At 68.4% G+C, this 19,666-nt stretch carries 22 protein-coding genes and 1 tRNA gene; 11 read left to right on the forward strand and 12 right to left on the reverse strand.

All coding sequences use genetic code 11. From position 1 onward, the window contains the following. Positions 1-35 precede the first annotated feature (35 nt). From DEFCA_RS21845 to DEFCA_RS0118695, 4 genes are all read left to right on the forward strand, one after another. Positions 36-1,187, forward strand: coding sequence for a LamG domain-containing protein (locus DEFCA_RS21845; RefSeq protein WP_169709654.1), 1,152 nt, complete (start codon positions 36-38; stop codon positions 1,185-1,187). Between the two features lie 10 nt (positions 1,188-1,197). After that, the gene (locus DEFCA_RS0118675; RefSeq protein WP_025324512.1) at positions 1,198-2,346 is read left to right on the forward strand and encodes a hypothetical protein; all 1,149 of its coding nucleotides are present in this window, start codon (positions 1,198-1,200) and stop codon (positions 2,344-2,346) included. Between the two features lie 656 nt (positions 2,347-3,002). After that, positions 3,003-3,569 carry an N-acetylmuramoyl-L-alanine amidase family protein gene (locus DEFCA_RS0118690; RefSeq protein ID WP_025324514.1) on the forward strand — a complete coding sequence of 189 codons (567 nt, stop codon included), beginning with the start codon at positions 3,003-3,005 and terminating at the stop codon, positions 3,567-3,569. After that, positions 3,566-4,135: a hypothetical protein gene (locus tag DEFCA_RS0118695; protein ID WP_025324515.1), complete on the forward strand. Its 570-nt coding sequence runs from the start codon at positions 3,566-3,568 to the stop codon at positions 4,133-4,135. The genes DEFCA_RS0118690 and DEFCA_RS0118695 overlap by 4 nt, the downstream gene beginning before the upstream one ends. A 148-nt stretch (positions 4,136-4,283) precedes the next feature. On the opposite strand, the gene DEFCA_RS0118700 is transcribed toward DEFCA_RS0118695, so the two are convergent. The 3 genes from DEFCA_RS0118700 to rtcA form a co-directional block, all read right to left on the reverse strand. Further along, positions 4,284-4,370, reverse strand: a tRNA-Leu gene (locus DEFCA_RS0118700). Positions 4,371-4,422: 52 nt separating this feature from the next. After that, the gene (locus DEFCA_RS0118705) at positions 4,423-5,052 is read right to left on the reverse strand and encodes an arylesterase (protein WP_025324516.1); all 630 of its coding nucleotides are present in this window, start codon (positions 5,050-5,052) and stop codon (positions 4,423-4,425) included. After that, complete coding sequence (gene rtcA, locus DEFCA_RS0118710) at positions 5,049-6,104, reverse strand: RNA 3'-terminal phosphate cyclase (protein ID WP_025324517.1); 1,056 nt, start codon at positions 6,102-6,104, stop codon at positions 5,049-5,051. The genes DEFCA_RS0118705 and rtcA overlap by 4 nt, the downstream gene beginning before the upstream one ends. 120 nt (positions 6,105-6,224) lie before the next feature. On the opposite strand from rtcA, the gene DEFCA_RS24485 reads away from it, so the two are divergent. From DEFCA_RS24485 to DEFCA_RS22660, 4 genes are all read left to right on the forward strand, one after another. After that, a complete protein-coding gene (locus DEFCA_RS24485; RefSeq protein ID WP_025324518.1) occupies positions 6,225-7,076 on the forward strand; it encodes a DUF1858 domain-containing protein in 852 nt (283 codons plus the stop codon). A gap of 349 nt (positions 7,077-7,425) precedes the next feature. After that, a complete protein-coding gene (locus DEFCA_RS0118720) occupies positions 7,426-8,871 on the forward strand; it encodes an RtcB family protein (RefSeq protein WP_025324519.1) in 1,446 nt (481 codons plus the stop codon). After that, positions 8,868-9,446, forward strand: a complete 579-nt coding sequence (locus tag DEFCA_RS0118725; RefSeq protein ID WP_025324520.1) for a sigma-70 family RNA polymerase sigma factor — start codon at positions 8,868-8,870, stop codon at positions 9,444-9,446. The genes DEFCA_RS0118720 and DEFCA_RS0118725 overlap by 4 nt, the downstream gene beginning before the upstream one ends. After that, on the forward strand, positions 9,443-9,697 hold the full coding sequence (locus DEFCA_RS22660) for an anti-sigma factor family protein (RefSeq protein WP_025324521.1): 255 nt from the start codon (positions 9,443-9,445) through the stop codon (positions 9,695-9,697). Before DEFCA_RS0118725 ends, DEFCA_RS22660 begins: the two co-directional genes overlap by 4 nt. A gap of 72 nt (positions 9,698-9,769) precedes the next feature. Here DEFCA_RS22660 and DEFCA_RS0118735 read toward each other — a convergent pair whose 3' ends face one another. From DEFCA_RS0118735 to DEFCA_RS0118750, 4 genes are read right to left on the reverse strand one after another with little or no spacing between them, the layout of a single operon-like run. Then, positions 9,770-10,213 (reverse strand): HyaD/HybD family hydrogenase maturation endopeptidase, encoded by a 444-nt coding sequence (locus DEFCA_RS0118735; RefSeq protein ID WP_051463295.1) that lies wholly within the window; start codon positions 10,211-10,213, stop codon positions 9,770-9,772. Positions 10,214-10,220: 7 nt separating this feature from the next. Continuing rightward, complete coding sequence (gene cybH, locus DEFCA_RS0118740; RefSeq protein WP_025324523.1) at positions 10,221-10,904, reverse strand: Ni/Fe-hydrogenase, b-type cytochrome subunit; 684 nt, start codon at positions 10,902-10,904, stop codon at positions 10,221-10,223. Between the two features lie 18 nt (positions 10,905-10,922). Beyond that, positions 10,923-12,644: a nickel-dependent hydrogenase large subunit gene (locus DEFCA_RS0118745; protein WP_025324524.1), complete on the reverse strand. Its 1,722-nt coding sequence runs from the start codon at positions 12,642-12,644 to the stop codon at positions 10,923-10,925. Positions 12,645-12,691: 47 nt separating this feature from the next. After that, complete coding sequence (locus tag DEFCA_RS0118750; protein ID WP_025324525.1) at positions 12,692-13,780, reverse strand: hydrogenase small subunit; 1,089 nt, start codon at positions 13,778-13,780, stop codon at positions 12,692-12,694. A 459-nt stretch (positions 13,781-14,239) separates the two neighbouring features. Here DEFCA_RS0118750 and DEFCA_RS22585 point away from each other — a divergent pair, with 459 nt between their 5' ends. From DEFCA_RS22585 to DEFCA_RS0118765, 3 genes are all read left to right on the forward strand, one after another. Then, positions 14,240-14,416, forward strand: a complete 177-nt coding sequence (locus DEFCA_RS22585) for a hypothetical protein (protein WP_169709655.1) — start codon at positions 14,240-14,242, stop codon at positions 14,414-14,416. A 199-nt stretch (positions 14,417-14,615) separates the two neighbouring features. After that, positions 14,616-15,326: a TVP38/TMEM64 family protein gene (locus DEFCA_RS0118760; protein WP_025324526.1), complete on the forward strand. Its 711-nt coding sequence runs from the start codon at positions 14,616-14,618 to the stop codon at positions 15,324-15,326. Between the two features lie 132 nt (positions 15,327-15,458). Next, positions 15,459-15,764, forward strand: a complete 306-nt coding sequence (locus tag DEFCA_RS0118765; RefSeq protein WP_051463296.1) for a MoaD/ThiS family protein — start codon at positions 15,459-15,461, stop codon at positions 15,762-15,764. Here DEFCA_RS0118765 and DEFCA_RS0118770 read toward each other — a convergent pair. From DEFCA_RS0118770 to DEFCA_RS21160, 5 genes are read right to left on the reverse strand one after another with little or no spacing between them, the layout of a single operon-like run. After that, on the reverse strand, positions 15,707-16,270 hold the full coding sequence (locus DEFCA_RS0118770) for a Gx transporter family protein (protein ID WP_025324528.1): 564 nt from the start codon (positions 16,268-16,270) through the stop codon (positions 15,707-15,709). The two genes, DEFCA_RS0118765 and DEFCA_RS0118770, sit on opposite strands and share 58 nt — an antisense overlap. Next, the gene (locus tag DEFCA_RS0118775) at positions 16,254-16,616 is read right to left on the reverse strand and encodes a NusG domain II-containing protein (protein WP_025324529.1); all 363 of its coding nucleotides are present in this window, start codon (positions 16,614-16,616) and stop codon (positions 16,254-16,256) included. Before DEFCA_RS0118775 ends, DEFCA_RS0118770 begins: the two co-directional genes overlap by 17 nt. Then, positions 16,613-17,611: an FAD:protein FMN transferase gene (locus DEFCA_RS0118780; RefSeq protein ID WP_025324530.1), complete on the reverse strand. Its 999-nt coding sequence runs from the start codon at positions 17,609-17,611 to the stop codon at positions 16,613-16,615. Before DEFCA_RS0118780 ends, DEFCA_RS0118775 begins: the two co-directional genes overlap by 4 nt. Then, entirely contained in the window at positions 17,608-18,909 is a 1,302-nt protein-coding gene (rimO, locus tag DEFCA_RS0118785; protein ID WP_025324531.1) for a 30S ribosomal protein S12 methylthiotransferase RimO, read from the reverse strand. The genes DEFCA_RS0118780 and rimO overlap by 4 nt, the downstream gene beginning before the upstream one ends. After that, positions 18,906-19,556 carry a LolA family protein gene (locus DEFCA_RS21160; protein ID WP_025324532.1) on the reverse strand — a complete coding sequence of 217 codons (651 nt, stop codon included), beginning with the start codon at positions 19,554-19,556 and terminating at the stop codon, positions 18,906-18,908. The genes rimO and DEFCA_RS21160 overlap by 4 nt, the downstream gene beginning before the upstream one ends. Positions 19,557-19,666 lie beyond the last annotated feature (110 nt).

Consider the following 19,666-nt stretch of genomic DNA (forward strand, 5'->3'; position numbering starts at 1 on the left):
TCCGACCGGCTTGTGATGGGATCTTTGGGCCGTGTGTGGCTGTGGAGGAGGGAACGACGAATCTCTTGGCTGATGTTGGCGTGGATCCGGATTTCGAACTGGACAGCAATAATGATGGCTTGGTTGATGGCTGGTACACATGGGTTGGTGGCGGCGGTGACGCCTCTCGTGTACATTCGTATAGTCTGGTTGATGGTGTTGACAAAGGACAAGCTCAACGGATTGATATTACAGCTACGAGCAACAGCAACTATACGTTTCTTGACAGGAACACAGGAGGTGCTGGTGGAGGCAAGGAAGCGGTATCGCCATCCACTAACTATAGCGCGTCAGCGTACCTAAGAGCAAACCATGATTATTGTGAGCTTAGGATTGACGAGTATGATAGCAGTTCTGCGTGGCTAAAGTCTAATGCAGCACCCGCTATTCCATCTGATGGGGGGTGGCATCGGTCAGAATTGACCATAACCACGACAGCTTCTACAGCCTATATAAGGGTATTTGTCAAGTGCGGCAACGCTGCCGGGCACTGGGTTGAAGTAGACAAAATCCAACTCGAACAAAAATCTTTCGCCACCTCGTTCGTGGATGGGACGCGGGGGGATGGCGTACTGGAATATCCATTGCCTTCTCCATTTACTCAACCGGACTGGACGCTTGCGTTTTGGTGTCAGATCAACGCCATCGGCAATGTTGATAACAGCACAGGCATCTTTTGTGTCGGTCAATACTCGTCGCCTGTGAGTAAGGACCAGTTGAATCTCTATCGCAGGACCGATACAGGCAAGGCGCAACTTCGATACGCCAGTGGAGCCGATGCCGTCATTGTCAATGCTTATTCTGGTCCGACGGTCATTGACACAGGCTCTTGGCATTTTTATTGCGTCACGCAGAACTGGGCCTCTAGGGCTACGGATTTGTATATTGATGGGGTCCAGCAGTTTACGCTTGATATTTCCTCTTTCACTGTGGTGCCGTCCTACCAGGGCGTCGTATATGGGCTGCGCTTGCCACACTACTATTCGCCATACGTACTGTCGAACCTCTATTCCAACATGCTCATATTGCCTGCTTATACAGATGCCAGCGTAGTTCAAGAGTGGTACGACCTCCGCAAGCCCTTCTTCGACCCCGCCCCCCGCATCGTCGTACCACGCCCGAGTGGTGTGAGCCTGAGCGTGGCCTAGGAGGGCCGCGATGGGGAAGACGATCAAGAGCTTCCAGGTTCAATGGGCGTGGACTGGCGACCCGGCGCGGATTCTCGGCTGGAACGTCGTCCTGGGCGGCTCCGCCACGGACCCCTACGCGGAGATCTTCGCCCAGGTGTTCGTGCCGCGCCCGACAGGGAGCTACGACACCTGGCCCAACCCCGTGAGCACCACGCTACGCCACGTCCTGGTCACGGGCGGCGTAGTGGTCCACGCGTGGGTGCAGCAGGTCTACCGGGAGGGGGACTCGGACTGGGTCTCCGAGGCCCAAGTCACGGCGGCAGACGACGGCATCGCCTCGGCCGACGAGATCAACGAGAGCGCGACCCGCAAGTGGGCGGGGGAGAGCGGAGCGGACGTCACCGCCAACAACACGGCGGCCGACACCGCCAATGTGGCGGGCACTGCGGCGGCAACGGTGCGCGACAACGCAGCCAATGGGGCCACGTTCACGAGCTCCGACGCCGGGGCCCTGGCGTACCTGAGCCAGGTCACGGACATGCACATCCAGGACGGTGCGGTCACGGCGGCCAAATTGGCCTCCGCGATCGCCTACTCGGGCCGGTTCGAGGCCAAAGGAGGCGACGGTGTTACGAAGGCAGGCATGGCTGGCGGCGATACTGGCGACAACGCTATTCGCCTGTGGGCAGGAGCCAGTTACGCAAACAGGAGTACCGCGCCCTTTCGCGTGACGCAGGGGGGAAAGGTATACGCGTCCGACGTTGAGATATCCGGCACTAAGAGCGTGTCATGGTCAGCTAATCATGCTGGCCCCACAACAGGGAGTGGTACGACATCATGGAGCGTACTGCTAGAGGAGAGCGGGCAGTACTCCCTAAAGGCAGGCCAAGTCGTGCTTGCAATAGCAGTCGGCGAGGCGGCCTTGTACTCGCCTGGAACGACAGATTCCAAGATAGGTTTTCAAGTTTATCTAAACGATACACTTGGATCAAATGATTTGAGTATATGCTACAACGTGGGCCACAGCGATACGGCCAACGAGTTCTACAACGTCGCCGCAATGGGGCTGGTAGCTATCCCGGCAGATGGGACGTATACGTTCCAGCTATATGCTCGTGGGGAACGAAGCAGCGGTGAAGTGCAGAGCGTAAACGTTGCTGTGCTCGTTTTCCAATGATGCGCCAAGCCAGTTCATGACATCATGACTAAGGGGTTCTCGGATTGACCCTTTTCTCTCTGCCGTCGCCGTCGCAACTCAAGCGGCGAAGTGACGCAAACCTAGGGTCGGGTACCTGGATGTAGGAGGAAACCGCAATGACGGAGACAATTTTGATGACCGCCGCCGGGTCGGCCCTGGCCGCTCTAGGCGGCCGGGTGCTCTGGGATCGCTGGCGTGCTCCCGAGCGAGTGGCCCGGCAAGTCTCTCGGGAGTTCGTGAGCCGCGCCGAGTGTGACCGGTGCCTATCAGGTACGCAACAGCGGCTCCAGACCTTGGAGGCGGGGCTCGTCGAATTCCGGCGCGAGAACCGTGAGGATCACCGCGCTCTTTTCGAGGAGGTCCGCCGGCTCAACGGCCGGGGAGGATGAGGATGGCCTGGGAGTGCCCTCCTCGCGGCGGTCGAGAGCCCCCATGCCCGGGGCGCCGGCGCATGGAGCCGCTCGTTGCGGCCTTGAGGGCTCACCCGGAGCTCGATGCCGTCGATCGGTGCCTGGCGCTCCGCGCGCTGAAACAGACGCTGTGCTGGGACACCTGCCTCATCGTGTGCGACCGATGGGCGCGGGAACTGGCGGGGCACCCGAGGACGGAAGTGGGATGAAGAGAGGAGGTACACCGTGCGCGTTCTGATCGATCCAGGCCACGGAGGCGAAGATCCCGGAGCGGTCGCGGCCGGCGTGCGGGAGGCCGACCTCGCGCTCGACGTGGCCCTACGGCTGGCCCAGGAGCTCGTGGACCAGCGTTGTGTCCCGATCCTCACCCGGTACACGAACGTCACCACGCCGCTCGCGGCCCGGGCGGAGATCGAGCGGCGGGTGGAGCCAGACCTGTTCGTGTCGGTGCACTGCAATGCTGCCGACAACCAGGCGGCTTCTGGGATGGAGGTGTGGACCTCCCCCGGCGAGACCCCGGCCGATCGGGCGGCCACCGCGATCCTGGAATCGCTTTCGGCCGCCTTCCCGGATCGCCGAGTTCGCGCCGACTGGGAAGACGGCGACCCGGACCGGGAGGCGCGGTTCTATGTGCTGCGCAAGACCCGGGCGCCGGCCGTGTTGGTGGAGATGGAGTTCCTGACCAACCCATACGGACTTGAGTTCCTGACGCGCGAGAGCAACCGGTCCCGCATGGCCGAAGCCATCGCGTCGGGGGCTCTGCAATGGCTCAGACAGCGAGGTGTGGCATGAGCTGGAAGGACATCGGGAAGGCCGTGGCCAAGACTGCCCCGTTGATCGGCAGCGTGCTCGGAGGCCCGGCAGGAGGAGCGGCAGGAACTCTCATCGCGGCGGCGTTTGGCGTGAAGGACGAACCGGCAGCGGTGGCCCAGGCGATCCAGAAAGATCCAGAGGCGGCCCTCAAGCTGCGCGAGCTGGAGCTCCGCCACAAGGAGCGCTGGGAGGAGCTGCGGCTCAAGGGGGAGGCATTGGCCCTGGAGGAGAAGAAGGCCCTCCTGCAGGACAAGGCCAACGCCAGGAGCCGCGAGATCGAGCTCGTGAAGGCCGGCGACCGCAAGGGCGCTGCCATGACGCACGTGGTGGCCCTGCTCGTCATCGCTGGGTTCCTGGGAGCTCTCTGGGCCCTCCTGTTCACCGACGCCGACCCCGGGGAGGCCGGCCTGCTCCTGATCGGGCAGCTCTCCACCGCCTTCGGCGTAGCCGTGGCCTACTACCTGGGGAGCTCCCTGGGCTCGAAGGCCAAGGACGCCACGATCGCCGGGCTTGGAAAAATGCGAGGCCGTGTCCAGCCTGGCTGAGAGCCTCACCCGCCATGCGCGGGAGGAGCATCCGGGGCCGCCCAGTTGGGCGGCCTCAGCCGTCTCATAGAGGACACTAAGAGGACACTTTGATAGCCACGCGCAAAAACAGGGCTTAGGCGGTGTCGCCTAAGCCCTTGATTTTGCTTGGTGCCCGGGGCGGGATTCGAACCCGCACGGCCTTGCGGCCTAGGGATTTTAAGTCCCTTGTGTCTACCCATTCCACCACCCGGGCCCGGCATGGGAAGATAGCACCGCGCCGCGGCTCCCCTCAAGACGCGGCGCGGTCAGTCCACTGCACCGGCCCGGCGGAGCAGGGAGGCCAGTGCCTCTGCGATGCGCCGGTACCCTCGAGCATTGGGGTGAATCGGGTCGCTCTTCAGTGCCGGGGCGGTCAGTACCTCTCGCAGCACCTCGGCTTCGACGGGGATCCCGAACTCTTCGCCCAGATCCTCGTAGAGATCCGGCACCGGAACCAGAAGACCCGGCCGGGGCACGGCCACGAGCACGAGCTCTGCCCCGAACTCCCGAACGGTCTGGATCATTCGCCGCAGGTTGGCCACCACGACTTTGGGCGGCGTCCCTCGCAGGAAGTCGTTCCCTCCCTCGCACAGGATCACGAGCCGCGGGTGGTGGGCCTCGAGGACGCTCGAAAGGCGGCGGAGCCCTTCGGTCGTGGTCTCGCCGGGCCGCCCCGCGTTCAACACCGGCCGCCCGAGGAGCCGACCGAGCACCTCGGGATAGCTCTCGCCGGCCGGAGCACCGGTTCCGGCCGTGAGGCTGTCGCCGAGGGCGACCACCGTGTCGTCGGGGGCGAGGGGCGAGAGCCGGGGCTCGTCCCGCGAGCACGACCACAGAGCTGCGAGGATCCCGAGCAGCAGGGCGGTGCCGGCTCGGTGGCGGGGCGGTCCCCTCATCGCGGCTCGACTCCCCGCACCCGCACCCGGCCGGGCGCTCCCTCCGGCGCGTCGATCTCGATCTCCACCCCCGGGAGGAACCGGCGGATCCCCCAGGCGTTGGTGAGGAGATGCCGGGTGACCCGGGCGGTGCGGAACACGGATTCCTCCGGCACGAGGGCCAAAGGCAGCAGGAGTTGGTCGGCCAGGTGGGGGTCCACGGACGCCCCTGAGTCCAGGATCGCCAGGAGTTCGTCCACGGCTTCGTCGGCCATGGCCTCGGCCGGCTTGCCCCGCTCGCCCAGGGCCGAGACGCCCAGCGGCCCGGATTCGGTCTCGGCCTCCAGGAACACGTAGGCCCCCGGGCTGGGGGCATCCACCCGCCGCTCCTCGGTCTGGGGCTCGAACCCCTGGGCCCGGAGGCGCTCCCGCACCCGTTCGGCCGCGCGGCAGGAGACGTGCTGCGGAAGCCGCGCCGTGCCCACGAGGGCCCGGACGGCCCGCACCTCGCCCCTCTCCCCCAGGACCAAAGCCCTCCGCTCCGCGGCCGGGCCCAGGCGGGCGCAGATCTCTCCCCCACCCCTCGGGTAGAACCCCGCCCGTCGCAGCTCCACCCGTACGGGAAAGCCCACCGAGGCGAGCGCGGGCGCCCAGACCCGTTCGAGGTGCTCGAACGGCGGGCTCCAGGGCACGTGGGTGCCGCCCGTTAATCGCACGTCCGATGTCACCTCGGCCACCGCCAGGGGCAGGGCCACGGTGTGGAGCACGAGCGAGGTGGCACCGGCCGTGCCGATGTCCCACCGGTACGACCCGGGAAACAGGCCGGAGGGTTCGAACCGGAGCTCTTTCGACCCCCGTACGTCGCCTTCGACCCGGGCCCGGCCGACCTCGGCCGCGGCCCACACCGCGGTGAGATGCTGGGGGGCGAGCCCCGGCTTGGGGCGGCGGGCGCGGATGTTCCGCAGCACCACCGGCCGCCGGGTGAGCAGGGAGAGCGCCAGGGAGGTGCGGAGCACCTGGCCCCCGCCTTCCCCGTAGGATCCGTCGATGGGTACCGCTTCCGCCCGTGTCATGGGTGACCCTCCGGCGAGAAATCCGTAGCGGGTTGACTCGGGTCAAAGCGACCTTTGTTTACGGGGAATACGGTAACGGTAGAATCAGGAAACGCAACCCCGGGGGGATGGAGGTGCCCCATGGATCGATACACGAAGGGCTTTGTCATCGCGTCGGTGATCTATCTCGCTTTGGCATCCGGGCTGGGGCTCTGGATGGGCATGGGGGACGCTCCGGGCTGGGCCCGGTTCGGCCACGTGCACTTCAACCTGCTCGGGTTCATGGCCATGATGGTCTACGGGGTGGGGTACTTCGTGCTGCCCCGGTTCAACGCCCGGGAGCTCCGGTGGCCCGGGTGGGTGGGCCTCCACTTCTGGATCTCCAACGTGGGGCTGGTGGGGATGGTGGCCGCGTACCCGGCCGAGTCGCCGGCGGCGTTCGGGCTGTTCTCAGGGTTGAGCGTGCTGGGGGTGGTGTTGTTCGCGGTGAACATAGCGGCGACCCTTCTGGCACCGGCACCCCAGGAGGCGGCGCCCCAGGGATCCTCGCCGGCCGAGCCCCCGGCCCCTGAGATCGGGCCCGACACCCGGGTGGGGGAGATCCTTTCCCGGTGGCCGGAGGCGGCCGAGGTGTTCGTACGGCACGGGTTCCAGGGCCTGGCCGATCCCGAGCACCGGGAGCAGGTGAAGGGGCTGCCCATCACCGTGGCCATGGCGTGCCAGCGCCACGGGGTGGACGTGGCCACCCTGCTGGTCGAGTTGCGCCGGGTCGTGGGGGCGGCCCCGGCATCCGCCGGCCCGGCCGTGGGCCCGGAGGACGTGATCGGAGACGTGCTGGCCCGGTACCCGTCCACCGAGGCCGTGTTCCGAACGTACTACGGCTCCGGGTGCTTCTCGTGCCCCGGCCAGAAGACCGAGACCATCCGTCAGAGCGCCCTGATCCACAACGTGGACCTGGACCGGCTGCTCGAGGATCTGAACCGGTCGGTGTGATCGGCCCGCGATCCTGCCTGTTCCAAGGGGGGCGGTGCGGTACAATGGGAACCCGCAGGGCCATGGGTTTCCCACTCATACCGAGTTGCGTTCCAGCCGAGATCCTGCTGGGGCGGGGCATGGGCCTGCTGTTCAGGAGCCAGGGTCCGGAGGACAGAGGACGGAAGACAGAAGCGTGGGGCGCTTTCCACGATACGCGAAGCTCTCCAGCAGCCCCCATGCCCCCGAGTTTTGGCGCGGTTCGAGAGCCGTCCGGCCGCCTAGCTGCCTAGCGGGCCGAAGGCCCCAGACCGGCGACCGTAGACCGTAGACCGACGACCGAAGTTGCTGGGAAGCCGGAGGACGAACCATGAGCGAGGGAAGCGAGCTCAGGCGGATCGACGAGTACCGCTGGGAGATCCCCCGGCAAGGGACCATGCGGGTGCCGGGGGTGATCTACGCCAGCGAGGAGATGATCGGCCACATCCGGTCGGAGCGGGCTCCCGAGCAGGTGCGCAACGTGGCCACCCTGCCGGGGATCCTGAAGGCCAGCATGGCCATGCCCGACGTGCACTGGGGCTACGGCTTCCCCATCGGGGGTGTGGCCGGGATGGACGCGGAGGAAGGGGTGGTCTCGCCCGGCGGGGTGGGCTACGACATCAACTGCGGGTGCCGCCTGATGACCACCCATTTGACCGTGTCCGAGGTCCGACCCCGGCTGCGGGACCTGGTGGGGTTCCTGTTCTCGCGCATCCCGTCCGGGGTGGGGTCCACCGGCGCGATCCGGCTGTCGCGCAAGGACGAGCGCGGGGTGCTGGTGCAGGGCGCCCGGTGGACGGTGGAGGTCGGGTACGGATGGCCCGAGGATCTGGAGGCGACCGAGGAGGAAGGCTGCCTGGAGGGGGCGGATCCGGACGCGGTCTCCCCTCGGGCCTACGAACGGGGATTCAATCAGGTCGGCACCCTGGGGTCGGGCAATCACTTCCTCGAGGTCCAGTACGTGGAGCGGATCTTCGACCCCGAGGCGGCGGAGGCGTTCGGCCTGGCAGAGGGTCAGGTCACCGTGATGATTCACTCCGGCAGCCGGGGGTTCGGCTACCAGGTGTGCGACGATTACCTGAAGGTCATGGCCCGGGAGGTGGCCCGGGAGGGCCTGGAGCTGCCGGACCGGCAGCTCGCCTGCGCGTTCCTGCGGAGCGACGCGGCCCGGAAGTACCTGGGGGCCATGGCCGCGGCGGCCAACTACGCATGGGCGAACCGGCAGGCCCTGATGCACTGGACCCGGGAGGCGCTTCTGGACTTCTTCGGGGCCTCGCCCCGGGATCTGGGGCTCCGGCTCCTGTACGACGTGGCCCACAACATCGCAAAGAGCGAGCTCCACGTGGTGGACGGCCGGGAGCGGTGGGTGCTGGTTCACCGGAAGGGGGCCACCCGGGCCTTCGGGCCTGGCGATCCCCGGGTTCCGGCCCGATACCGGGCCGTCGGTCAGCCGGTGTTGATCCCCGGCGACATGGGGCGGGCCTCCTATATCCTCCGGGGCACGGCCAAGGCCATGGAGGAGACCTTCGGATCCACCTGCCACGGGGCCGGCCGGGTCCTGAGCCGCAAGGCCGCTCTGAAGCGGAAGAGGGGGGCCCAGGTGCGCAGGGATCTGGAGCAGCAGGGGATCTTCGTGTTCTCGGCCGGCACGAAGACCCTGGCCGAGGAGATGCCCGAGGCCTACAAGGACGTGGACGAGGTGGTCGGTGTGGTGGACGGGGCCGGCATCTCCCGGAAGGTGGCCCGGCTCCGGCCCCTGGGGGTGGTGAAGGGATGACCGGGGGCGGCGACCGCACGCTGCCCGACCCGTCCGAGTGGGTGGAGCGTTATGGCGACCTGCTGTATCGATATGCCTTGGCCCGTCTGGCCGACCCGGATGCGGCCCGGGACGTCGTCCAGGAGACCCTGCTCTCGGCCGTGAAGGGGCGGACTTCCTTCGGGGGGCGGGCCGACCCCCGCACCTGGCTGGTCGGCATCCTCAAACACAAGATCGTGGACCACCTCCGCCGGATCGTTCGGGAGGCGCCGGCCGGCGACGGCGACCCGGAGGCCGAGTGGTTCGACTCCTCCGGCCGGTGGAGGAACCCCACCGGGACCGTAACTGAGCCGGATCGGATGCTGGACAGCCGGGAGTTCTGGAGGGCTCTGCGCCGGTGTCTGGCGGGGTTGCCCCGGCGACAGGCCGCGGCGTTCGTGCTGCGGGAGCTCGAGGGGATGGACACGGCCGGGCTGTGTCAGGAGCTGGGGATCACGGCGACCAACGCGTGGGTGCTGCTGCACCGGGCCCGGCTGGGACTCCGCCGCTGCCTGGAGAAGGAGTGGGGTCGCGTGGCAGAGGAGCCGAACCGATGATGACGTGCAGGGAGGCGGCGCGGCTGATCTCGCAGGAACTGGACGCCCCCCTGCCTCGGGGACGGCGGCTGGCCCTTTGGCTCCACGTGGGGCTGTGCCGGGCCTGCCGGGCCTACCGCCGGGATCTGCGGCTCCTGACGGACTGGGTGCGGAGCCGCGTCCAGGACCTGGAGGCCGCTGGGGAAGGGAGCAGGTTGTCCGAGGCCGACCGGCGGCGGTTGGAGGAGGCGCTCGAGGGGGGCCGGGAGTAAGCGCGGGTGGCGGATCGGGTTCGGTCGAGCCTGTTCGCGGTGCCACCCGGTCAGGGTCCCCGAACCCCTACCCTATCTGCGCCGCCGCACGGGTACGCCCCACTCCTCCAGCACCCCGGCTGCGGCCTCCACGAGCCGGGGGAGGTTGTTCCGCACGGGTTCGGTCAGCTCCACCCCCGGGTCGATTCGCTCGGGCTCGATCCCCAGAACGGTGAACCGCTCCGGCATCCGCCCCAGGAGCTCCAGGGCCGCGGCCAGATCCTGGATCCCCATCTGGTGGGGCGACAGGCACTGGGCGAACACCCGGGGGATGTCGTCCCCGTCCACCCGGACCACGGTTCCCGGCGGCCGGCCCGTGGTCACGCAGTCGAGGATCAGCACCCGCGGGTACGCCTCGACGATGTGGAGGAGGTCCAACCCCAGGGTGCCGCCGTCCACCAGGTCCACGCCCTCTGGGACCTCGTAGGCCGAAGAAAACGCGGCCAGGGCTTCGAGCCCGGCCGCGTCGTCGGTCATGATGCGGTTACCGACCCCGAGGATCAGTGTCCGCGAAGCTCTCGAGGTCTCCGTACTTGTATCCACTGAACATGCTCCCGGCGGTGCCGTCCCGCTCGGCCAGGTCGGACATCCACATGGCGTAGATGTGGGTGATGAAAAATGCAAAGATCACCCACATCGCAAAGTAGTGGCCGAGCCGCACCCACTGGTTGGTGGCGATGCCGAACACCCACCCGGTGAGCCGGTAGGCCGTGCCCGCCGGGTCCGCCTGGCCGAACAGGGCAAACCCGGTCACCACCTGGAACCAAAGAAGGAGGAACAGGAACCCATAGGCCGTGGAGGCGATGGCGTTGTGCCCCAGGTGGGAGGGCATCCGCCGGGCGAGGAACAGGTAGTATCGGAGCACGCCCCAGATCTGCTTCCATCCCTTCCGGGTCAGGTAGGGGAAGAAGGTGGGGAGCCGGGCGTACCGGTTCCCCACGAACGCCCAGTAGAGCCGGCCGACGAGGCCGATCATCAGGACCCACCCGGCCACGAAGTGGATCGTCCGGGCCCATCCCATGAGGAACGGGAAGGCCGAGTGGGGGGTGCTCAGGAACGGCCAGTGGATGTAGGCGCCGGTCAGGCTCAGCACCACGATGGCCAGGAAATTGGTCCAGTGGAACAGCCGGACCGGGAACTCCCACACCTTGATCGCGAGCCTTCGCATGGCTCCCTCCTTCCCGGCCTAGAGGCCCTTCACCCGGGTGATCTCCCGACCCTTGGCGTCCAGCACGTGGATGGCGCAGGCTAGGCAGGGGTCGAAGGAGTGGATGGTCCGGAGGATCTCGATGGGCTGCTCGGGGTCGGCGACGGGCGTGCCGATCAGGGCCTCCTCGTAGGGCCCCCGCTGCCCCTGGGGGTCCCGGGGCGAGGCGTTCCAGGTGCTCGGCACCACGGCCTGGTAGTTGGCGATCTCCCCGTTCTTGATGCGGATCCAGTGGCTCAGGGTGCCCCGGGGCGCCTCGTGGAAGCCCACCCCCTCGGCCTCGGCCGGCCAGGCCGACGGGTCCCAACGGTCGTTGTCCGCGATCCGCAGATCCCCCCTGCCCATGTTGGCAGCCAGCATGTCGAGCCACTCCACGTTTTTCCGGGCCATGATCAGGCACTCGATGCCCCGGGCCGCCGTGCGGCCCAGGGTCGAGAACAGGGCCGAGGCCGGAACCTTGAGGGTCTGGAGGACGAAGTCGACCGTCTCCTTGATCTCCTTGTGGCCCTGGGCATAGCCGACCACCATCCGGGCCAGGGGCCCCACCTCGAAGGGGGTGTCGTCGTACCGGGGGGCCTTGACCCACGAGTACTTGGCGTCCACGTCGCTCACGTACTGGTCGGGGTACGGCGGCTTGGGGCCGGTGTAGTGGGGCTCGGTCTCCCCCTGCCAGGGCCGAAGCCCCTTGTCGTCGCCGCCCGAGTACCGGTACCAGCTGTGGGTGACGTACTCCGCGATCTTGTCGGCCTGGGGCGCCGCTGCCGCGGGGAACTCGCCCTTTCGCACGAGGCCGGGCTTGAGCCAGTAGTCCTCCCGGCGCTGACCCTCGGCTGTGGGGAAGTCGCCGAAGGTGAGGTAGTTCTGCACGCCGGCCCCGTACTTGGCCCAGTCCAGGTAGAACGACGCCACGGCCAGCAGGTCGGGGATGTACACCTTCTCCACGAACTCCCGGGCCTGGACCAGCCACTCCCGGATCATCATCAGCTTGTCGGCGTTCAAGGCGTTCTGGGCGTTGGGATCCACCGGCACGCTCATGCCGCCCGTGAGGAATGTCTGGGGGTGGGGGTTCTTGGCGCCCAGGACCGCCTGGACCTTGATGACCTCACGCTGCCAGTCCAGGGCCTCGAGGTAGTGGGCCACGGCCATCAGGTTGGCCTCGGGCGGCAGCTTGTAGGCGGGGTGGCCCCAGTAGGCGTTGGCGAACGGACCGAGCCGTTTGGTCCCCACGAAGGCGGCCACCCGCTTCTGCACCGCGGTGAAGTAGTCCTTGGAGCTCTTGGGCCAGTCGGAGATGGACTGGGCCAGCTTGGCCGTGGCCCCCGGGTCGGCCTTCAGGGCCGACACGATGTCCACCCAGTCGAGGGCGTGCAGGTGGTAGAAGTGGATCACGTGGTCCTGCACGTTCTGGATGCCCATGATCAGGTTGCGGATCAGTTCCGCGTTCAGGGGCACCTGCATGCCCACGGCATCCTCCACGGCCCGCACCGAGGCCAGGGAGTGCACGGTGGTACACACGCCGCAGAACCGCTGGGTCCAATACCAGGCCTCCCGCGGATCCCGGCCGTGGAGGATCTTCTCGATGCCCCGCCACATGGTGCCGATGCTCCAGGCATCGGTGATGACGCCGTCCTCCACCTTCGCCTCGATGCGCAGGTGCCCTTCGATTCGGGTAATCGGGTCGACCACGATCTTCTTGGCCATCGATCGTCTCCTATCCTGTCGATGCGGCTAGCGCCCGTGGGGGGCGGTCAGTCCTTCTTCATCCGAAGCTGGGTCGTCTTGACCACGCCGTGCGCGGCGAACGCGGCCGCCGTGGCCACGGTGAGGCCGACGCCGATCTTGGTGGCGGTGGTCTCCGCGCCGAAGCCGGGCACGTTGGGCAGCCGGCCGTAGAACGGGCTCATGGAGTCCCAGAAGCCCGGCTCAGAGCAGCCCACGCAGGGATGGCCGGCCCCCACCGGCCAGTTGACCCCGTCGTTCCACCGCACCTGGGGGCAGTTGTGGAAGGTTGCCGGCCCCTTGCAGCCCATCTTGTACAGGCACCATCCCTGCCGGTGGCCGTGATCTCCCCACGTCTCCACGAACTGACCGGCGTCAAAGTGGCCCCGTCGCTCGCAGTTGTCGTGGATGCGCTTGCCGTAGGCGAACAGGGGCCTCTTGTACCGGTCGAGCTGGGGAAGGTTTCCGAAGGTGAGCAGGTGGGCCACGGTGCCGGTGAGGTTGGCCGTGTTCACCGGGCAGCCCGGCAGGTTCACCACCGGGATCGAGGGCAGCAGTTCCGACACGCTCACGGCGCCCGTGGGGTTGGGGTAGGCGGCCTGGATGCCGCCGTAGGCCGAGCATGTGCCCACGGCGATCGTGGCCATGGCGTTGCCGCACACCTCGGTGGCGATGTCCACGGCGGAGCGGCCGCCGATACAGCAGTACAGCCCGCCGTCCTTGGTGGGGATGCCGCCTTCCACGACCGCGATGTACTTGCCCTTGTACTCCTCGAGGGTCTTCGCCCGGGCCTGCTCGGCCTGGTGGCCGGCCGCGGCCATGATGGTCTCGTGGTAGTCCACCGAGAGATAGTCGAGGATCAGCTCCGCCACGGTGGGCCGAGACGCCCGCAGCAGCGACTCGCTGTCGCCCGTGCACTCTTGGAAGTGGAGCCAGATCACGGGCGGCCGCTTGTCGTCGGCGATGGCCGCAGCCACCTTCTCGGCAGCGCCCAGAGGCAGGGCCAGCATGGCGGCCAGGCCGGTGCAGTACTTCATGAAGTCGCGCCGGCTCACGCCCCGGCTCTCCAGGTACTGTTCCAGACTGGTGTTTGCGATGGGGTCTCGGTTCTCTGCCATGACGCTCCTCTCCAGCAAGAATGACCTGGGGGCACCGATCCCAGTTTGCCCAAAAAAGGGCGCGGCGAGTTTACAGAACGAGGCGCGCTGGATCAAGGGGAATTTCGAATAACGGTTGATTTCGGGTTGCGGCCTTCGTGGCGAAAAACGGCCAATGCAATGGCGGAGAGCGGCCAGGTTGTGAAAAGTATGCTTCTCCGGCTGAAACATGCTTTTGCAAGGGTGAAATAAAAGAAACAGAAAAGACGTGGAATGAGGAGGGGGTGTCCGACGTGTGTTTCAAACCGAGCCGAGAAGTGTATGGAATGGGTGTTGAAGCTCGTGTTGGGCTCAAGAACGGGTCTCCTCCGGTTCATGGGGGAGCGTGTTCGGACGCCGGCACCCGTCGGTTGACAGGTCGGGAATCCGCAGTAGGGTGCCCTCCACATCTTCCCATCCCCCCCACGAGGAGGAAACGTCATGAGGAATCTGATCTCTGTGGCCGTGCTCGGACTCGCGTTGGCGACCTTCGGGTGTGCCGGCCCCCAGGCCCGAGCGGACAAGCCCATCAGCAAAAAGACCATGATCAAGTGCCCCAAGTGCGGGGTGGAGTTCCCGGTGGGGAAGGGGTTGTCCGAGATGGAGAAGGGCCGTTAGGCTCGGGCGAGGTTCCGCAACCGGAGGCCGGCGGATGCCGGCCTCCGGTGTTTGGGCCCGAGGTTCAGAATCCAGCCCCTCCGAGTCCTTGGCGTCGGGGCTCAGGAGCCGCCCGGCCGCCCAGCCGGCCGAAGGCCCCCGACCGACGACCAACGACTAACGACCAACCACCGAAGTTCCCGGAAAGAGGAGGGATGCCATGGCGTTGATCTCCAAGGGCCGGCTTCGGTGGGCCGCGGCCGCAGTGGTCGCGGCCGCTGTGGTCTGGCTCGGGTGGCGGTATGACGTTCGGGGCCTGCTCCTGGCCGCCCTGGCCCGGATCGAGGCCCTGGGAGTCGTCGGAGCCGCCGCGTTCGCGGCGATCTACGTGGCCGCGTGCATCCTGTTCATCCCGGGCTCGGTGCTGACCCTGGGGGCGGGGGTGGTGTACGGCGTGGTGTGGGGCTCGGTGCTCGTGTCCGCGGCGTCGACCCTCGGCGCCACGGCCGCGTTCCTGGTGGGCCGCTACCTGGCAAGGGACTGGGTGGCCCGCAAGATCGCGGGCAACCCCCGTTTCCGGGCCATCGACGACGCCGTGGCCCGCGAGGGGTGGAAGATCGTGGGGCTGACCCGGCTTTCTCCGGTGTTCCCGTTCAATCTGCTAAACTATGCCTACGGCCTGACCAAGGTGAGCCTGCGGGACTACCTGCTGGCCTCGTGGGTGGGCATGATGCCGGGCACCGTGATGTACGTGTACCTGGGGTCCCTGGCGGGGGACCTGGCGTCGGTGGGCACGGGGCAGACCACCCGCACCCCGGCCCAGTGGACCCTGTACCTGACCGGGCTGGCGGCCACCGTTCTCGTCACGGTCTACATCACCCGGATCGCCCGGGCCGCCCTGGCCAAGAAAGTGGAGACCGACGAGCTCTGATCGAAGACCGAAGTTGCCGGCAGGCTGGAGACTAGAGACTAGAGAAATCTTGGGGACCTCGGTCCGCTTGGCGAGTGCTCCGGCAGGCCCCATGACCCCTGGACTGTGAGGTGGAGGCGAGGAGGTATGGGGATGCCGAGAGCGGGGGGGATCCTGGAGGCCTTCAAGCGGGCCGAAGGCCTTACCGGCAAGGGAGGAGCGAGGATGCGGGTTCGAGTGAATCTGTACGCGGGGCTGCGGAAGTTCGCGCCCGAGGGCAAGGCGCCGTTCGAGATGGACGTGCCGGACGGGATCCGGCTGGCCGATCTGATCTCCCGGCTCGGGATCCCGGCGGAGAAGCCCAAGATCCTCCTGGTGAACGGCCGCCATGCCGATTCGGGTCAGGTCCTGGCCGAGGGGGACGAGGTGGCCCTGTTCCCTCCGGTGGCGGGGGGGTAGCCCAGATCCTCCTGGGCCACCCGGACGATCCCGGCCGTCACCCAGCCCGTGACGACCCCCGAGGCCAGGGCCAGGGTCCCGGCCAGGGGCACCAGGGCCCAGACCGCAGGGGTTCGGAGCAGGGCGGAGGCCAGGGCGAGTTGGGTGAGGAGGTGGGCCTCGGCCCCCAGCGCGCTGACCCCTACGAACCCGAGCATCGGCACCCGAACGGCCGCGGCCATGACCGCCACCGCTGCCAGGGTGCCCCCGGCCGAGAGGAAGAACCCGGGGGTGAGGAACCGGCCGGTGAACAGGGCCCCCACGATCACCTTTCCTACCCCCACCCACAGCCCGGGGCCGGGGCCCCAGAGGGCCAGGGCCGCGAGCACCGGGGCGTTGGCCAGGCCCAGCCGTGCCCACGGGACCGGGGTCGGCAGGAGGAGCTCCAGCACCTGGAGCGCCCCCGCCAACGCGATCAGGAACCCCATGTGGGCGGCCCGGGCCGTGGGCTCAGCGTCCCACTGCATCCACGTCCCCTCCCGGACCCAGGGCTTCCAGGGCCACCCGGTTGGGAAGGCAGGCGGCCACCCGGCCCGCTCGGTCCAGCGCCCCCGTGCGGACGCACAGCTTCAAGGGGCAGGGGCTGTCCACGATGCGGGCGGATCGGTCCCCCACCTCGATCACCGTGGTCCCCAGGGGGCCGAGGACCTCGATCTTGCCGGTGCCGGCGGCTACGGTGCGCGATCCGGCCTGCGAGGTGATCCGGTATGCCGTGGGCCGGCCCGGCCGGCCGGGTGCCCAGGCGATGAGGTTCACCCCCAGGAGGCCCGCCACCACCAGGGCGTCCCAGGGCGTGAACACCTTTCGGCTCACCGCCGCACCTCCGGGGCCACCCGAGCGAATCCGGGGGTCTCGCGAACCGTTCCGTCGGCCGCCACCACCAACCCCTCCACGCCGGGCTGGGTCTCGAGCAGCCGCAGGCCCTCCTCCGGCCCCAGCACGAACACGGCCGTGCTCAGGGCGTCGGCGTCCACCGCGGTGGGGGCCCAGACCGTCACGCTCTGACACCCCCGGGCCGGCCGCCCCGTGCGGGGATCGAGGATGTGGTGGAACCGGCGGCCCTCCCACTCGTAGAACCGCTCGTAGTCCCCGGAGGTGACCAGGGCCCCCTCCATGGGGGCCACCACCCGCAGGAACCGGTCTTGGTCCCTGGGATGCTGGATCCCCACCCGCCAGGGTCGATCCCCCCGCCGGCCGGCCACGTACAGGTCGCCGCCCGCGTTCACGATGAAGTCGGTCACCCCGGCCGTCCGCAGGGCCTCGGCAGCCCGGTCGATGGCCCATCCCTTGGCGATGCCGCCCAGGTCCACCCGCGTCCGACCCAGGTCCACGGTGCGGCCCCCGGCATCGAGGCGGATCCGGTCCCACCCCACCTGGGAAAGGGCCGCTTCCACCGCCAGGGGCGACGGGGGGGGGTGGGGCCCCCGCGGGATGTCCCACAGGTCCAGCAGGGGAGCCACCGTGGGGTCGAACGCTCCGCCGGTGCGCCGGGCCCAGGCCAGGGCGTCGGCAAGGACCGAGGCCAGCGCCTCCGACACCCGGCCCCCTCCGGCCCGGTTCAGCTCCCACAGGGGGGTGCCCTCGACCCGGGCCATCTCCTGGTCCACCGCGGCCAGGGCGGCGAACGCGCGGTCCGCGGCCGCCCTGGCCTCGGGCTCGGGGGGGCCCCACACGGTCACCGTCACCAGGGTGTCCATGAGGAACCGGGTCTCGGTGAACGGCGCGGGCCCCGGGCGTCGGCCGTAGGCGTAGGCCATGACCAGGGCCACGGCCGCGAGCGGCACGGCCCAACGCGCCAGGCGGGTCACGGCGACTCCACCCGGGCCGTGAGATCGTAGAGGTCCGCGTCCGTGATGCGGGCCCGCACGAACGATCCGGCCTCGGCCCGGTCGGCCTCGGGCCCCTCGATCACAGTGAGCCCGTCCACCTCGGGGGCCTGTCCGTAGGTGCGGCCCACCGCCCGCCCCGAGTCGTCCCGTCCCTCCACGAGCACCTCCAGGCTGCGGCCCAGGAACTCCCGGTTCCGCTCCAGGCTGATGCCCGCCTGCACCTCGAGCAACCGCTCGAGCCGGGCCTGGACCACGGCCCGGGGGACCCGGGGCCTCAGCCGCTCCGCCGGGGTTCCCTCCTCCGGCGAGTAGGCAAAGGCTCCCAGGTGGTGGAACCGCACGTCCTCCACGAACCTCAGCAGGGCTTCGAACTCCGCATCGGTCTCCCCCGGAAACCCCACGATGGCCGTGGTGCGAAGCACGAGGCCGGGTACCCGTTCGCGCAGGCCGTCGATCACCCGGCGGACCTCGTCGGCCGTGGTGCGCCGGCCCATGGCCCGCAGGATACGGGGGTGGATGTGTTGGATGGGAAGGTCCAGGTACGGCAGGAGCTTTTCCCCGGCCGCCATCCGCTCGACCACCCCCGGCGGAAACGGCCGGGGGTAGGCGTATAGGAGCCGGATCCACCGCAGCCCCTCGATCCCGGCCAGCCGGTCCAGGAGCCGCGCCAGGGCCCCCGGGTCGCCCCGGTCGAGGCCGTAGGAGGTGACGTCCTGGGCCACGAGGTTGAGCTCCACCACGCCCCGCTCGGCAAGCCCCCGGGCCTCGGCCACCATGGCGTCTTCGGCGAGGCTGTGGAACGGCCCGCGGATCCGCGGGATGGTGCAGTAGGTGCACCGGTTCGAGCACCCGTCGGCGATCTTGAGGTAGGTGGAGTGGGGCTGCTGGGTGAGCAGCCGGGGCAGCGGCCCCCCGGGGGCGCGATCGGTCGGCTCCCCGCCCAGCTCCCGGGCGATCCGGGGTAGGTCCTCGGGGCCGAAGAACCGGTCCACCTCGGGCAGCTCCCGGGGGAGGTCCGGGTAGCGCTTGATCAGGCAGCCGGCCACCACGAGCTGCCGGCACCGCCCCTGCTCCTTGTGGCGGGCCGCTAGCAGGATCTCCTCGATGCTCTCCTCCACGGCGTCCCGGATGAACCCGCAGGTGTTCACGATGAGGATCTCGGCCTGGGCCGGGTCCTCCACGATCCGAAATCCGTGGGCCGCCAGGCCCCCCAGGATGTGCTCGGCGTCCACCCGGTTTTTGGCGCAGCCCAGGCTGATCAGGCCCACGGTCCTCACCGCGCCGTCTCCCCCCCGCCCACCACCTGCACCCCCTCGGGGACCTGGAACGTGAACCGGTCGGCCGGGATATCCTCGTTGACCCTCAGCCCGCTCAGCTCCACCGTGGTGCGGTTGCCCACCGGGTCGTAGGTGGTCACGGCCGCGGGCAGAGCCCGGTCGGGCAGGAGCCGGATCTGGACCCGGTCCAGGCCGGGTTGGGGGGTCTTGGGCCGCAGCTCCAGACACCGGCCGCCGCAGGAGCTCACCTGGAACTCCTGGTCGAGGCGGCCGAGCCCGTTCAGGAGGTCGAGCGCCAGCCGGGCCGCCGGGTTCAAATCGGTCAGGGGCTGCCGGATCACCGTACGGTCCCGCACCTGGTAGATCCAAAGGGTCTGGCCGTCGCTCACGATCACCTGGGGATCGTCGCCCTCGTACTCCCACCGCATCCGGCCGCCCTTGGCGAACCACACCCTGCCCCCGGCCACCTGGTCGAATCCGGTGGTGACCATGCGGGCCGTTTGCACGAACCGGGCCTCCAGGGTTCGGGTGGCCGCCACCGCGGCCCGCAGTTCCTCGACGAGGTCCCGGGCCTCGTCCGCGGCGGCGGCCGTGGCGGCCACCGCCACGGCCGCGAGAGCGGCGAGCACGACGCGTACCCAAACCATGAAACGCTCCTCCTTCCCAGTAACTTCGGTCTACGGTCGTCGGTCGTCGGTCTACGGTCAACGGTCGTCGGTCAGGGGCCTTTGGCCCGCTAGGCGGCTAGGCGGCTCTC

It is taken from the genome of Deferrisoma camini S3R1 (genome assembly GCF_000526155.1).
Lineage (GTDB): Bacteria > Desulfobacterota > Deferrisomatia > Deferrisomatales > Deferrisomataceae > Deferrisoma > Deferrisoma camini.

What these genes read in the sequence shown, in the direction of transcription:
- DEFCA_RS0118675 (WP_025324512.1), top strand. Translation starts at nt 1,198, where the DNA reads ATGGGGAAGACGATCAAGAGCTTCCAGGTTCAATGGGCGTGGACTGGC.
- DEFCA_RS0118695 (WP_025324515.1), top strand. Translation starts at nt 3,566, where the DNA reads ATGAGCTGGAAGGACATCGGGAAGGCCGTGGCCAAGACTGCCCCGTTG.
- DEFCA_RS0118705 (WP_025324516.1), bottom strand. Translation starts at nt 5,052, where the DNA reads ATGAGGGGACCGCCCCGCCACCGAGCCGGCACCGCCCTGCTGCTCGGG.
- rtcA (WP_025324517.1), bottom strand. Translation starts at nt 6,104, where the DNA reads ATGACACGGGCGGAAGCGGTACCCATCGACGGATCCTACGGGGAAGGC.
- DEFCA_RS24485 (WP_025324518.1), top strand. Translation starts at nt 6,225, where the DNA reads ATGGATCGATACACGAAGGGCTTTGTCATCGCGTCGGTGATCTATCTC.
- DEFCA_RS0118720 (WP_025324519.1), top strand. Translation starts at nt 7,426, where the DNA reads ATGAGCGAGGGAAGCGAGCTCAGGCGGATCGACGAGTACCGCTGGGAG.
- DEFCA_RS0118725 (WP_025324520.1), top strand. Translation starts at nt 8,868, where the DNA reads ATGACCGGGGGCGGCGACCGCACGCTGCCCGACCCGTCCGAGTGGGTG.
- DEFCA_RS22660 (WP_025324521.1), top strand. Translation starts at nt 9,443, where the DNA reads ATGATGACGTGCAGGGAGGCGGCGCGGCTGATCTCGCAGGAACTGGAC.
- DEFCA_RS0118735 (WP_051463295.1), bottom strand. Translation starts at nt 10,213, where the DNA reads ATGACCGACGACGCGGCCGGGCTCGAAGCCCTGGCCGCGTTTTCTTCG.
- cybH (WP_025324523.1), bottom strand. Translation starts at nt 10,904, where the DNA reads ATGCGAAGGCTCGCGATCAAGGTGTGGGAGTTCCCGGTCCGGCTGTTC.
- DEFCA_RS0118745 (WP_025324524.1), bottom strand. Translation starts at nt 12,644, where the DNA reads ATGGCCAAGAAGATCGTGGTCGACCCGATTACCCGAATCGAAGGGCAC.
- DEFCA_RS0118750 (WP_025324525.1), bottom strand. Translation starts at nt 13,780, where the DNA reads ATGGCAGAGAACCGAGACCCCATCGCAAACACCAGTCTGGAACAGTAC.
- DEFCA_RS22585 (WP_169709655.1), top strand. Translation starts at nt 14,240, where the DNA reads ATGAGGAATCTGATCTCTGTGGCCGTGCTCGGACTCGCGTTGGCGACC.
- DEFCA_RS0118760 (WP_025324526.1), top strand. Translation starts at nt 14,616, where the DNA reads ATGGCGTTGATCTCCAAGGGCCGGCTTCGGTGGGCCGCGGCCGCAGTG.
- DEFCA_RS0118765 (WP_051463296.1), top strand. Translation starts at nt 15,459, where the DNA reads ATGCCGAGAGCGGGGGGGATCCTGGAGGCCTTCAAGCGGGCCGAAGGC.
- DEFCA_RS0118770 (WP_025324528.1), bottom strand. Translation starts at nt 16,270, where the DNA reads ATGCAGTGGGACGCTGAGCCCACGGCCCGGGCCGCCCACATGGGGTTC.
- DEFCA_RS21160 (WP_025324532.1), bottom strand. Translation starts at nt 19,556, where the DNA reads ATGGTTTGGGTACGCGTCGTGCTCGCCGCTCTCGCGGCCGTGGCGGTG.